Raw genomic sequence first — 13,393 nt, 5'->3', positions numbered from 1 at the left:
GAACATGAATTTCGACCTGACCGAAGACCAGATCGCCTTCCAGCAGAGCGCGCGCGATTTCGCCGAACATGAACTCGCCCCGCGCGCGGCCGAATGGGACGCCGAATCCATCTTCCCGCTTGACGTGATCCGCAAGAGCGGCGACATGGGATTTCTGGGCCTGTACACGCCGGAAGCCTACGGCGGCCTGGGCCTGTCGCGTCTGGATTCCGCCATCGTATTTGAAGAGCTGGCCGCCGGCTGCACCTCCACCGCCGCCTACCTGACCATACACAATATGGTCAGCTGGATGATAGCCAGCTTCGGCGGCAAGCAGCTGGCCGAGCAGTGGGTGCCCAAGATGGTGACTGGCGAAGTGCTGGGCAGCTACTGCCTGACCGAACCGGGCGCTGGCTCCGACGCCGCCTCGCTGAAGACCCGCGCCGACAAGAAGGGCGAAGTCTATGTGCTGAACGGCGGCAAGATGTTCATCTCCGGCGCCGGCAGCACCCAAGTGCTGGTGGTGATGGCCCGCACCGGCGGACCCGGCCCCAAGGGCATTTCCGCCTTCGTGGTGCCGGCCGACGCCCCCGGCGTCAGCTACGGCAAGAAGGAAAAAAAGATGGGCTGGAACAGCCAGCCCACCCGCGCCATCACTTTCGACAACGTCGAAATCCCGGTGGGAAACCGACTGGGCGAGGAAGGCCAGGGTTTCGCCTTCGCCATGAAGGGCCTGGACGGCGGCCGCATCAATATCGCCACCTGCGCCGTCGGCACCGCCCAGGCCGCGCTGAACGCCGCGCAGCGCTATGTGCAGGAGCGCCAGCAATTCGGCCATCCGCTGGCCGAGCTGCAGACCGTGCAATTCCGTCTGGCCGATATGCTGACCGAGCTGGTGGCCGCGCGCCAGATGGTGCGCCTGGCTGCCTGGAAATTGGACAACGCCAGTCCGGACGCCACCGCCTATTGCGCGATGGCAAAGCGCCTGGCCACCGACCTGAGCTTCAATATCGCCAACAACGCGCTGCAGCTGTTCGGCGGCTACGGCTATCTGCAAGACTTCCCGCTGGAGCGCCACGTGCGCGACCTGCGCGTGCACCAGATTCTGGAAGGCACCAACGAAGTGATGCGCATGATAGTCGGCCGCAAGCTGCTGCAGGACGGCGCGTTGGAAACGCTGCGCTAGGCGATCCCTGATGCAGCGTCGCACCGGCCTGCGGCACTTAGATGTCCCGCCGAGGCCGGCGCGCCTTGCCTGAGCCGCTGCGCTGGATTTTTCCAGCCTTGCCAGGTTCAAAACAGAATTCATAAAGGCATCCAATATGAACAATTACGCCCATCTGAATGTGGAAAAACGCGGCCACACCGCCGTGGTGACCATAGACAATCCGCCGGCCAACACCTGGAACCGCGCCAGCCTGACCGCTCTGAAACAGCTGGTGGCCGATCTCAACGCCGACCGCGACATCTACGCGCTGGTGATCACCGGCCAAGGCGAAAAGTTCTTCTCCGCCGGCGCCGACCTGAACCTGTTCGCCGATGGCGACAAAAAAGTCGCCACCGAGATGACCATGCTGTTCGGCGAGGCCTTCGAGGCGCTGTCCGGCTTCCGCGGCGTCAGCATCGCCGCGCTCAACGGCTACGCCATGGGCGGCGGCCTGGAGTGCGCGCTGGCCTGCGACATCCGCATCGCCGAAGAACAAGCACAGATGGCCTTGCCGGAAGCCGGCGTCGGCCTGCTGCCCTGCGCCGGCGGCACCCAGAACCTGCCTTGGCTGGTGGGCGAAGGCTGGGCCAAGCGCATGATTTTGTGCGGCGAGCGCGTCAACGCCGCCACCGCCGAGCGCATCGGCCTGGTGGAGCAAGTGGTGGCCAAGGGCGAGGCGCTGGCAACCGCCATCCAGCTGGCCGAGGGCGTAGCCAAGCAGTCGCCGTCGTCGGTGGGCGTATGCAAGCAACTGGTGCAGGCTGCCCGCCTGCAGCCGCCCACCTGGAACCTGATCAAGGAACGCGAGGCCTTCATCAAGCTGTTCGACACCCACGACCAGGGCGAAGGCACCCGCGCCTTCCTGGAAAAGCGCGCGCCGAACTGGAAGAACGCCTAAGTTAGTCGAATGGCCATTTTATTGCCCCACACAGTAGGAGTTCGAAATGAGAGACATCATTGAACAAGCAATAAATAATCGACAAGTCCTCGAATTTAACTACTCTGGCCGACTACGGATTGTAGAGCCACACGTACTTGGAACCAACAATGGCATCCTGCAATTCCTGGGATATCAAATTGCAGGATCAAGCAACACAGGCGTAGTACCTGACTGGCGACGCTTTGACGTGTCTAGAATCACTGCTCTCACTACCACAAACAATTCGTTCGCGGGTCCTCGCCCCTTTCCATCAGGGAAACACAGCGCTTGGGATCATACGATTGCCATCGTTAAATAAAGGATTAGCCATGGATGACGTGGTGCTGTTTGACGAACTGACTACCGGCGACGGCCATCGCATCGCCATCGCCACCCTCAACGCCGAGAAATCGCTGAACGCGCTGACGCTGGACATGATCCGGCTGCTGGACGCGCGGCTCACCATCTGGGAGCGCGACGCAGGCATCGTCGCTGTGGTGCTGCGCGGCACCGGCGAGCGCGCCTTCTGCGCCGGCGGCGACGTGCGCAGCCTGCGCGGCAAGCTGATAGACGAGCCCCACTACCCCAACCCGCACGCGGTGGCCTTCTTCACCGAGGAATACACGCTCGACTACCGCATCCATCGCTACCAGAAGCCGCTGATCGTCTGGGGCGGCGGCATCGTCATGGGCGGCGGCCTGGGCCTGATGGCGGGGGCCAGCCACCGCGTGGTCACGCCGGCCACCCGCATCGCCATGCCGGAAATCACCATAGGCCTGTACCCGGACGTGGGCGGCAGCTGGTTCCTGCAGCGGATGCCGGCGCATCTGGGCCTGTTCCTGGCGCTGACCGGCGCGCCGCTGAACGCCCACGACGCGCTGATCGCCAACCTGGCCGACCATGTGCTGGCGGCGGACGCCTATCCGGCGCTGCTGGAAGCCTTGCAAGCGGCCAACTGGGGCGACGATGGCCACGCGCGGCCGGCCCTGGTCGGCGCCCTGCTCAACCAGTTGGAGGGCCAGCTGGGCGACGCGCTGCCGGCGTCCAACGTGGAGCGCAACCTGCTGGCGGTGCACCGGCTGATGAACAAGGGCGACTTGGCCGCCGTCAGCGCAGCTTTGACCGAAACGGCGTTTGAAGACCCGTGGCTCGCCGACGCCGCCAAGAACTTCCTGCATGGCTGCCCCACCTCGGCCGCCGTCAGCTGGGAAATCCTGAACCGCTCCAAGCATATGTCGCTCGCAGAAGCGCTGCGGATGGAACTGGTGCTGTCGGTAAACTTCTGCGCCCGCTCGGACTTCCCGGAAGGCGTGCGCGCGCTGCTGGTGGACAAGGACCGCAAACCGCATTGGAGCCGCCAGCTGGCGGACATCGATCAAGCCTGGGTGGATGGCCATTTCGAGTCGCCGTGGCGCGAGGCTGACCACCCGCTGGCCGGGTTGAAATAATCCCCCCCGGCCCTCTCCCGCGAGGGGAGAGGGGGACAAGTCGGCGACTTGCTGGTTTCTCGCGCCAACGCGCGGCGCGGGAAAGCTCATGGTCCGCCTCCCTCGCGGGGAGTCGCAAATACACTCGATACGCATCCAAACATCGACAACGCCATAGCCCCTCTCCCCTCGCGGGAGAGGGGTTGGGGAGAGGGGGCGAATCAAGCCGCCCCGTCAAACGTGCAAAGGAAGAGACATGGAAAACATCGCCTTCATCGGCCTGGGCAATATGGGCGGCCCGATGGCCGTCAATCTGTTGAACAAAGGATTCAAGGTCAGCGCCTTCGATCTGTCCGCCGAAGCGCTGGCCAAGGTGGCCGCCGCCGGCGGCCGGGCGGCTTCCAGCGCCGCCGACGCGGCGGACGGCGCCAGCGTGGTGATTTCCATGCTGCCTGCAGGCAAGCATGTGCAAGGACTCTACCTCGGCGATGAAGGTCTGTTCGCCAAGCTGCCCAAGGGAGCCTTGGTGATAGATTGCAGCACCATCGACGCAGGCACCGCTCGTAAAGTCGCCGAAGGCGCACAGGAAAAAGGCCTGTCCATGCTGGACGCCCCGGTATCCGGCGGCACGGCAGGCGCGGCGGCCGGCACCCTCACCTTCATCGTCGGCGGCGCGGCGGACGACCTGGCCCGCGCGCGTCCCATGCTGGAAGCCATGGGCAAGAACATCTTCCATGCCGGAGGCCCCGGCGCCGGACAAACTGCCAAGATCTGCAACAATATGCTGCTGGGCATCCTGATGGCTGGCACTGCCGAGGCGCTGGCACTGGGCGTGAAAAACGGCCTGGATCCGAAAGTGCTGTCCGAGATCATCAGCAAGAGCTCCGGCCGCAATTGGGCCACCGAGCTGTACAACCCCTGGCCCGGCGTAATGGAAAATGCGCCGGCCAGCCGAAACTACGCCGGCGGCTTCATGTCTGAGCTGATGCTGAAGGATCTGGGTCTGGCCGAGGAGACCGCGCTGCAAAGCCATGCCGCCAACCCTCTGGGCGCGCTGGCGCGCAATCTGTACGAGGAGCATGTGCAGCAGGGCCATGGCAAGCTGGACTTCTCCAGCATCGTCAAGCACTTCCACACCTTGAACTAAGCCTGGATCGGACAATCGCCACAGCCAGTATGACATGTGGTAGATTGACCCACTCCCATGACGGGAGGCCTCTCGGCCTCCCGTTTTGTCTTGACTGTGCACAAGAACAACAAGGATGAACATGACACTGTTCAACGCCAAGAAAACCATCTCCCTGGCCGTTGTGGCCGCCTGCCAGTTGCCCGCGGCCCATGCCGCGGCCGCAGGCTATCAACAACCGCCCGCCAATATTCTCAAAGTGATGCGCGCGCCCTCGTTGCCCGGCCCCAGCATCAATCCCACCCGCGACGCCATGCTGCTGGTGGGCTGGCAGGAATATCCGTCCATCGCCCGCGTGGCCGCGCCCTACCTGAAGCTGGCCGGCACGCGCATAGAACCGGCCAGCCGCGCCAAGCACGATACCCCGGGCGGCTATGGCATCGCCCCGTGCGCGGAAAGCTTCAAGCTGGTGAAAATTCCCACCGGCCAGGAAACGCCGGTGGCGCTGCCGGCCGGCGCCTGCCCGGACGCGCCTATCTGGTCCGCCGACGGCAAGCGCTTCGCCTTCGCCAACACCACCAAAGACGCGGTGGAAGTCTGGGTGGGCGACGCCGCGACCGGCAAAATCCGCAACATTCCCGGCATCCGCCTCAATCCCATGCTGAACGACGAGCTGCAATGGATGCCGGACCAGAAAACGCTGCTGGTCAAAGCCGTGCCGGCCAAGCAAGGCCCCGCGCCGGCCAAGTCCATCGGACCGGACGGCCCCAGCGTGCAGGAAACCGACGGCGCGCAAGGCGAGAGCAGCACCTATGAAACCCGCGACACGCTGAACAATCCGCATGACGAAGCGCTGTTCGACTACTACGGCGCGTCGCAGCTGATGCTGGTGGATGTCGCCAGCGGCAAGGCTACGCCTCTTGGCCAGCCCGCTCTGTACGATGGCGCCGCGCCATCGCCCGATGGCAAACACCTGCTGGTTTCCAGGCTGAGCCGGCCTTACTCTTACGTCACCACCTACGAGCGCTTCCCGCATGAAGTGCAGGCATGGGACATTTCCAAACCCGGCCGAATCGCCGTCCAGACCATAGCCGCGCTGCCGCTGGCGGACCGCGTGCCGGTGCATGGCGAGCCGCTGGGCCCGCGCGACTTCTTCTGGCGCGCCAATGATCCGGCCACGCTGATCTGGGCCGAGGCGCTGGACGGCGGCGACTGGAAAAACACCGCGCCGGCGCGCGACAAGGTGATGATGCTGAAGGCGCCCTTCACCGGAAAACCAGTGGAGCTTCTGCGCACCGCGCAGCGCTTCGCCGGCATAGAATGGGGCGAGCGCCGCGATACCGCGCTGGTTTCCGAATACGACCTGAACCGCCATTGGTACCAGACCCGCATCTTCAATTTCGAAGACCCGACGCAAAAACCGCGCCTGTTGTGGGACTTGTCCATGGACGACAAGTACGGTTCGCCCGGATCGCCCGCCACGCGCACCCTGAACAACGGCTATCGCGTCATCCGCCAGGACGGCGACTTCATCTACCTGAACGGCGCCGGCGCTTCGCCCGAAGGCAACCGCCCCTTCCTCGACAAACTGAATCTGAAAACGCTGGCCAGCGAGCGGCTGTTCCGCAGCGGCAAGGACGCGCTGGAACGCCCGGTGGCGCTGACCGGCGACAATAGCTTCCTGACCTGGCGCCAGTCCCCCACCTCGGCGCCCAATGTCTATCTGCGCACGCTGAAGCAGCCTGTCGATGCCGCCAAGGGCGAAGCCGCTTTCGCCTCCACCGAGGTCGCCGTCAGCCACATCGCGGATCCGACGCCGGAACTGCGCCAGATCAAGAAGCGGCTGGTGAAGTACAAGCGCGCCGACGGCATGGAGCTGTCGTTCACGCTGTACACGCCGCCGGGCTACAAGGAAGGCACTCGCATCCCCGCCATCCTCAACGCCTACCCGCTGGATTATGCCGACGCCGCCAGCGCCGGCCAGGTCAGCGGCTCGCAGCAAACCTTCACCCGTCTGTACCAGTACAAATACCTGCTGCTGGCCGGCTACGCCATCATAGACCAGGCATCGTTCCCCATCGTCGGCGATCCCAAGGCCGCCTACGATACCTACCTGGACCAGTTGAAAATGGACGCCCAGGCCGCGGTGGACGAAGCGGTGAGACTGGGCGTGGTGGATCCGGACCGCATCGGCGTCACCGGCCACAGCCACGGCGCGCTGATGACGGCCAATCTGCTGGCCCACACCAATCTGTTCCGCGCCGGTGCGGCCACCAGCGGCTCCTATAACAAGACGCTGACGCCGTTTGGCTTCCAGAGCGAGCGCCGTTCGGTATGGGAGGCGCCCGAGGTCTACCGCAAGGCATCCACCTTCTTCTATGCCGACAAGCTGAAAACGCCCATCTTGATCATGCATGGGGCGGACGACGCCAATCCCGGCACCACGCCGCTGCAGGCCACCAAGTTCTATGAAGCCATCCGCGGCAACGGCGGCACCGCCCGCCTGGTGATGCTGCCGCATGAGCCGCACTGGTACGCCGCGCGCGAATCGAACGAGCAGCTGGTATACGAAATGCTGAACTGGTTCGACAAGTACGTGAAAAACGCCCCGCCGCGCGCCCATTCGTCGGCAGCGGGCCAAACCGCGTCCGCGCAGTAAAAAATCGCCGCGCGATCATGAATACGCCCCGGCTTGCTGGGGCGTTTGTCTATCAGGCTGTCAATCAAAACCAAACTGGCTGTCGCCGCTCCTCATCACCAGCGTCGCCGGCCAGCGCTGCGCCATCACTTCGCCGGCGCATAGGCGGCTAGCCGCAATGCCTCCTGCGGCGTAAACCGTTGCGCCTGCAGCTGCGCTACCGCCTGTTGGCGCTGCGCTTCGGTCAGCCCGGCATTGGCCTGGATGGCGGCGCGCTCGCGGTTGAAACCATCCACCCGCAGCCTCCAGGCCGCCTCCTGTCTATCCAGCTCGGACAGACGGTCCGCCGCGGCCTGCCCCACCATGGACGCGCGCAGCTGATACAACTCCTGCTCGCCGCCGCCGCGCTGGCGCAGCGCCTCCTCGGCCTGCGCCAGCGCCAGGTGCTGGACCGGTTCCTCGCGCGCCGCGCGCAGCTCAGGCGGCAGTTGCCGCTCCAGCTCCGCGACGCGCCGCTGCTTCTCCGCCGCGCTCAGCGAAGGATCGGCCAGGATGGCCAGCCGCTTGGCAGTAAAAGCGTCATAGCGGTCCTCCTCGCCGAACAGCCCCGCCACCTCGGCCTCGCTGAAATACTGCAGCCGCGCCGCCCGCGCCCGCGACAGGCGCGTCGCCAGATCCGCGCTGGCCGCCACCGCCATGCCGGCCAGCGACTGGCGGTAAGCGACGTAGCGGTCGAACAGGCTCATCGCCTGCGCCAAGGGCTTGAGTCCCAGGCGGCCTTGCAGATAGCGCTGCAGCTCGGCGCGGATTTGCGGCAGCGCGCGCTCGCCCTGCGTAGCCAGGTAGTAATCGAACAGACGGCGCAGCTCCTGATCCACACGCAACTGCCCACTCTCCGCCTGAACCGCGCCGTCAGGCTGCGTGCCGCGCAGCGAGGCGGCCGGCACTGGCGCCGCCGCCGATGACGCAGCCTTGCCGCCTGCGGCGCCGGAGAATGGCCAGAACAGCCAAGCCAGCGCCGAGCAGACCGCTAGCGCCAACACCCACCAGCCGCGCCGCCTCATGTCACAGCCCCGCGTTCTTCAGGCGGTTGGCCTGCTGGCGGTATAAGGTGACCGGGCTCACTTCGAACAGGCTCACCAGGCCGAAGCTCTGGTTGATCTCGTTGACGTGGTTCATCTGGTAGTTGTCGCGAATCACCTGGCCCAAGTGGGCGGAACACGTTCCCACCAGGCCGTCAGACGGCGTGGAGCCGAAAGCCAGGCCCAGCACGCCCATGGGGATGGTCAGCGGGTCCAGGATATTGGTGGTTGTAGACGAGCCAGTCCACGAATAGTAGCGCACGCCATTGGCCAAGTAGTCGCCCTCGCCGCAGGCAGAAGTCGGCACCCCGGCAGGGAACTTGGCGTTGAAGGCGAGCGAGCCGGCCGTGGTCAGCGAGTTCAGCGCGTCGAGCGGCTGTTGCGGCAGATCGCTGGTGCCGGAGAAGAAGGCGATCACCTTGGCCAACGCGCCGGCCACGGCGGCGGCGACGGTTTCGCTGACCGTTCCCGGAGGCGCCACGCCGCGCACGATGTCTGCCACGGTGGAGCCCTTGTTGACGCCGCCTATGGTGGTGACCGAGGCCACCAGCTCAGGCCGCACGCCGGCCACGTAGCGCGCGGTGGGCGCGCCCTGGCTGTGGCCGATCAGATTGACCTTCTGCGCGCCGGTGATCGCCAGGATTTGCTGCACCTGCTGCAGCAATTGCTCGCCGCGCGCCTCATTGCTGCCAGTGGCCGATACTTCCGCCACGAACACTTGCGCGCCGTCGGCCTTCAGCGCGGCGGGCACTTGATAAAAGTAATCCACGCCCAGCAGTTGGCCGAAACCGAACAGTCCGTGCACCAGCACAATAGGATAGCGGGTTTGGGTATAGCCGGTGGATGCCAGGGCCGATGCGAACGGCAACAACATCAAGGCGAGGACGAATGCGCTGCGCGACAACAGATGTTTCATTATCTCTCCCGATTGTTCATGCGATTGCTCATGACGAGGGCCGCCGGATGGCGGCCCTTAATCGGAATAGGACATGACAAGCGCAAAGGCCAGGAAGAAATCAAACGTTTGTACTAATATCGCAGCGCAGCAGACCTAAAGGACAGGCGTAAAGGGCAAGCGAGGCGGAATACTCCGCCGCCCCGCCCTGCCCGTTAGTAATCCACCCCCAAGTAGATGTAGCCGGTCAGTTGTCCGCCCCGCGCAGTGCCGACGCCGACGAAGAACGGCCCCAGTATGGTGTCGGCGCTCAGGAACAGCGAGCCCGCCGGAATCCAGCTCCCCTCGCGGCGGCTCTGCAACTCGAGATTGTTCTGTCCCCACACCCTGCCCGCCTCCATAGACAAGCCGGCATACACGCCCGATCCCAGCACCGGCGGCAACGATGCTGCGCGCCAGTACACCATCAACCGCGCCAGCCCGATGCGGTCGGCCAAAAGCTCGCCGTTCTGGTAGCCCGTCAGATTAAGGAAGCCGCCTAGTTGCTGCGGCACGGACGCTTCGGAGCGAACGTCGACATTGCCCTTGGCCTTGGCTGTGAGCCGGGCGGTGAAGTCGCCATAAGTGTGGGCCAGCTCCCCTGTGAGGTCGTAAAACTTCTGGTTCACCTCGCTGCCCATGCTCGGCAAGCCGGCGCCTAGTTGGCCGCTGAAGTAATAGCCCGAGCGCGGCCAGCGCGGATTGTCGAACTGGTCCACCACCAGGCGCGTTTGCACGCCGACGTCGCGGAAGCGTATGCCGCCGCCGAAGTCGTTAGGGTCGCCCTGCTCCAGAGTGTAGTCATTGTCCTGCCGGTACAGGCCCAGCCGCCACTCCCCATACTTGCCCAGCGCCACGCCGGCGTCTAACTGGCCGCTCAACGCATTGTTCTTGAGCGTGCCGAGCACCGTGTGGTTGTCGTTAAACACCCGGAACGGCTTTTGCTGAAGGCCGAGCGAAGCCGCGACAAAAAACGGACTATCGCGCCATAGCGGCTGATAAAACTCGCTGTTGACCGATTTTTCGTCGCCTATGGCCACATCATTGCGCCAGGAGGCACCGGCATCGTTCAGCGCAGTTCTTTCATGCGCCGCGCGCAACGTGAAATGGCTGTTGCCCGGCGTGTCGCTGCTCAGGTTCAGACCGAAATGCAGGGTATTCTGGCCTATGCCTCGCTCCACCGGCATCACCGTCATCACATTGCGGCCGGAGACGCTGTCCACCCGATAGGCCAGCTTGTCATACTCGCCGCCGGCGAAAATTTCCTCCAGCCGATTGCGCGCCATGCCCACCGGCACGGCCGGTCCAGTGAATGTCAAAGACTCCTGTAAGACTGCCTGCTTGGTGAACTCGCCATCCTTGGCCTGCACCTTGATTTCATCCAGCACCGGGTAACGCGGCCTGCTCAGGCGCTGCTTCCACGCGGCATACTGCTCCTCCGACACCGAAAACACCGACAGCTGCTTGTCCATGCTTCGCGCCGCCGCTTCTCCGCGTTTGACTATGGCCTCGTGATCGGAGAACGAGGCCGCCGTATAGCCGGTCAGATCCGGCCGGATGACCACATCGCCCTTATCCAGCCGTTTCATCTGCTCGCGGACATTGCGCATCACCGCCAGATTGGAGCTCTGCGCCACCACGTCGAACCAGGACTGGATTTCATCGGCCTTCATCAGAGGCGCGCCCACATCGACCACGATCACCCGCTTCGCGCAACGGCCCTTGACCTCCTGCACCGGCACATTGCGCGCGATGGCCCCGTCCACCAGCAACTGGCCGTTATCCTCCACTAGGTCGAAAGCGCCGGGCACCGCCATACTGGCTCGTAGGGCATGCGCCAGCGAACCTTTGTCGAACACCACCGCGTCGCCGGTCAGCAAATCCGCGGCGACCGCCCGGAACGGGATGGGCAGCTTGTCGAAGCTGTCGATGTCGCGGTCGCGAGTCATCTTGTGGATGTACATCTCTATGCCCTGGGAGTTGATGGCGCCGCGCGGCAGCCGCAACTCCCCACCCTTCAGTCCGAAGCTGGCATCCAGATAGTTCTTGTAGTCATTGCGCTTGCGGTCATACGGAATGCTGGCGCGGGCAGGCTTGCCCGCCAGCAGCTGGTCCCAATCGGCCGCATTGAATTCGCTTTCCATCTCGTCCAGCGGCAGGCCATTGGCGTAAATGCCACCAATCAGGGCTCCCGCGCTGGTGCCCGCGATGCAGGCCACCGGGATGCGCAAACGCTCCAATTCCTTCAATACGCCCAGATGGGCGAAGCCACGCGCGCCGCCGCCGCCCAGCACAACCCCAACACCCTCAGGGACTTGCGCACTCTCCGCGGCCGCCGCCGGCAGTCCGGAGAGCAGCGCGGCAAGGCTTACCGCCGCAATAACAGTCCAAATTGTAAAATCGCTTTTTCCAGCCATATTTGTGATTTTTAAGATTATGGTTTCACCATCATCAAAGCGTGACGTAAGATAGAGTGACATATAAGCGGGTATAACACTTTAATTCAAAGCTTGGCTCAATGTTTGATTTCAAATCCCTCGTCACTTCGCTTCTAAGCAAGAACACGCCGGCATCCGGCGTGGCGCAGTCGGCAACCCTGCTGGTACGCGACCTGCCGCAGGCAGAGTACTTTACTGCCTTGGTGGAAATCATCAAGGCCATTTCCAAGATTAACGCCGATACCAACATTTCGTTGAAAGAGCGCGTCAAGACGCTGCTCTACGTCGACGACAAGGCCGCCAACATCCACCAGCAATTGTGCGGCGATTACCTGCGCTCGCGGCCCGGCAGCAAAGGCTACCTGCCCACCATACTCGCGTTCTGGCACGAGCTATCCACTGCTTACCAGATCTGCCTGCGCCTGCACAAAAGCGCGCCGACGCCTGCGCTGGAGGCAGAGCTGCAACTGATCACCCTGCGCGGCCTGCACCACCAGATGCGGCTGCTGGCGTGGAACGCGCTGCGCTACCTGAAGCCGGAAGGCAGCGCCTGGCAGCAAGGCTTCCGTTTCTACATCCATGCGGAAGAAAGCGGCTTTGCCCGCACACCCATGCTGCTGTACCCGGATTCGCGCCAGGAAACCTGCTGCGAGCACCTGCTGTTGCAAGCCGGCATGCTGCACCTGGCGCAAACCGAGAACATGCTGCACAAGGAAATCATCGCGGTGGACCAGCTGCTGCTGCTGATCAGCCAGCACATTCCGCTGGAGAAGCAGCCGCCGCTGGAAGGCCCGGTCTTCGTCTACAATCTGTCGATGGCGGAGCCGCCGCAGCCCATGCTGCGCGGCATGGCCGGCAAATGGCATCGCTATTGGTCCGCCTACGAAATCACCACCCGGCTGGCCGATCTGATGTTCGATCTCGACACCCGCATCCCGTCCCAGCTGGCGGCTCTGGACTGCGAGCTCGAACGCGAGGAATGGGCCGACCTGTGCGAGAAACTGGCCATACGCTGGTCAAACGACGGCGGCAAGTCCCTGCGCAAGTCTGAGCGCTCGCTGCACTCGTCCAGCGCGCACGTCTCCATCGGCTTCGAGCGCGTGGCCTTCCAGATCAAGGTGCAGGAAGTCAGCACGCTGGACGCTGAGCGGCTGGACGAGTGGCGCATCAATGACATCAGCAGCACAGGCATGGGGCTGACTTTCATCGGCAAGGCCGTGGAGCAGCTCGCCATCGGCAGGCTGATCCTGGTCCGCACCGAAAGCCACCCGCCGCTGCTCGGCATCATCCGCCGCATCCTGCGCCAGAACAACGGCACCAAGGTGGGCATAGAAATCCTGGGCCAGACGCCGGTAGGCGTGTCGCTGCTGGACCCCACCCAGCCTGAATCGCCGCCTAACGCCGCCATTTACATCACCCAGCCCAACTCCCGCCAGGGACAGCGCTGGTTCCTGATGCCCAAGGTGCTGACCGCGGCCGACCGGGAGCTGGTGCTGACCGCCCAGGGCAAATCGTATCAGATCAAGCTCAGGGAGCCGCAGCGCGAGTTCGAAGACTGCAACCACAGCAATTTCGACACGCTGGCGAAAATAGATTAATCGCCGCGCTCGCAGCATCCGTCCCAAAAGGCTTGCCCACAGCAA

9 protein-coding genes are annotated in these 13,393 nt (G+C 64.0%); 6 read left to right on the top strand and 3 right to left on the bottom strand.

What is annotated here, in order from left to right; translation table 11 throughout:
• Window positions 1-4 precede the first annotated feature (4 nt).
• The 5 genes from C2I19_RS06030 to C2I19_RS06005 all read left to right on the top strand — a co-directional run bounded on the left by C2I19_RS06030 (window position 5) and on the right by C2I19_RS06005 (window position 7,317).
• On the top strand, window positions 5-1,165 hold the full coding sequence (locus C2I19_RS06030; RefSeq protein WP_103901815.1) for an acyl-CoA dehydrogenase family protein: 1,161 nt from the start codon (window positions 5-7) through the stop codon (window positions 1,163-1,165).
• Between the two features lie 136 nt (window positions 1,166-1,301).
• A complete protein-coding gene (locus C2I19_RS06025) occupies window positions 1,302-2,084 on the top strand; it encodes an enoyl-CoA hydratase (RefSeq protein WP_103901814.1) in 783 nt (260 codons plus the stop codon).
• A gap of 350 nt (window positions 2,085-2,434) precedes the next feature.
• The gene (locus C2I19_RS06015) at window positions 2,435-3,553 is read left to right on the top strand and encodes an enoyl-CoA hydratase/isomerase family protein (RefSeq protein ID WP_103901812.1); all 1,119 of its coding nucleotides are present in this window, start codon (window positions 2,435-2,437) and stop codon (window positions 3,551-3,553) included.
• Between the two features lie 235 nt (window positions 3,554-3,788).
• The gene (mmsB, locus tag C2I19_RS06010) at window positions 3,789-4,679 is read left to right on the top strand and encodes a 3-hydroxyisobutyrate dehydrogenase (protein ID WP_103901811.1); all 891 of its coding nucleotides are present in this window, start codon (window positions 3,789-3,791) and stop codon (window positions 4,677-4,679) included.
• Between the two features lie 115 nt (window positions 4,680-4,794).
• Entirely contained in the window at window positions 4,795-7,317 is a 2,523-nt protein-coding gene (locus tag C2I19_RS06005) for an alpha/beta hydrolase family protein (RefSeq protein ID WP_103901810.1), read from the top strand.
• A gap of 125 nt (window positions 7,318-7,442) precedes the next feature.
• On the opposite strand, the gene C2I19_RS06000 is transcribed toward C2I19_RS06005, so the two are convergent.
• The 3 genes from C2I19_RS06000 to C2I19_RS05990 form a co-directional block, all read right to left on the bottom strand.
• Window positions 7,443-8,360 (bottom strand): lipase secretion chaperone, encoded by a 918-nt coding sequence (locus C2I19_RS06000; RefSeq protein WP_103901809.1) that lies wholly within the window; start codon window positions 8,358-8,360, stop codon window positions 7,443-7,445.
• A gap of 1 nt (window position 8,361) precedes the next feature.
• The gene (locus C2I19_RS05995) at window positions 8,362-9,294 is read right to left on the bottom strand and encodes an esterase/lipase family protein (protein WP_103901808.1); all 933 of its coding nucleotides are present in this window, start codon (window positions 9,292-9,294) and stop codon (window positions 8,362-8,364) included.
• A gap of 194 nt (window positions 9,295-9,488) precedes the next feature.
• Window positions 9,489-11,606, bottom strand: coding sequence for a patatin-like phospholipase family protein (locus tag C2I19_RS05990; protein ID WP_158253645.1), 2,118 nt, complete (start codon window positions 11,604-11,606; stop codon window positions 9,489-9,491).
• Window positions 11,607-11,830: 224 nt separating this feature from the next.
• On the opposite strand from C2I19_RS05990, the gene C2I19_RS05985 reads away from it, so the two are divergent.
• Entirely contained in the window at window positions 11,831-13,348 is a 1,518-nt protein-coding gene (locus tag C2I19_RS05985) for a PilZ domain-containing protein (RefSeq protein WP_103901806.1), read from the top strand.
• Window positions 13,349-13,393: the final 45 nt, after the last annotated feature.

The sequence above is a fragment of the Chromobacterium alticapitis genome (assembly GCF_002924365.1).
GTDB lineage: Bacteria > Pseudomonadota > Gammaproteobacteria > Burkholderiales > Chromobacteriaceae > Chromobacterium > Chromobacterium alticapitis.
The sequence above is the reverse complement of the archived record's forward strand: the minus strand, read 5'-3'. Positions and strand labels throughout refer to the sequence as shown.

Excerpts from the sequence above, each read along its gene's own strand:
- C2I19_RS06030 (WP_103901815.1), top strand. The coding sequence starts at position 5 with ATGAATTTCGACCTGACCGAAGACCAGATCGCCTTCCAGCAGAGCGCG.
- C2I19_RS06025 (WP_103901814.1), top strand. The coding sequence starts at position 1,302 with ATGAACAATTACGCCCATCTGAATGTGGAAAAACGCGGCCACACCGCC.
- C2I19_RS06015 (WP_103901812.1), top strand. The coding sequence starts at position 2,435 with ATGGATGACGTGGTGCTGTTTGACGAACTGACTACCGGCGACGGCCAT.
- mmsB (WP_103901811.1), top strand. The coding sequence starts at position 3,789 with ATGGAAAACATCGCCTTCATCGGCCTGGGCAATATGGGCGGCCCGATG.
- C2I19_RS06005 (WP_103901810.1), top strand. The coding sequence starts at position 4,795 with ATGAACATGACACTGTTCAACGCCAAGAAAACCATCTCCCTGGCCGTT.
- C2I19_RS06000 (WP_103901809.1), bottom strand. The coding sequence starts at position 8,360 with ATGAGGCGGCGCGGCTGGTGGGTGTTGGCGCTAGCGGTCTGCTCGGCG.
- C2I19_RS05995 (WP_103901808.1), bottom strand. The coding sequence starts at position 9,294 with ATGAAACATCTGTTGTCGCGCAGCGCATTCGTCCTCGCCTTGATGTTG.
- C2I19_RS05985 (WP_103901806.1), top strand. The coding sequence starts at position 11,831 with ATGTTTGATTTCAAATCCCTCGTCACTTCGCTTCTAAGCAAGAACACG.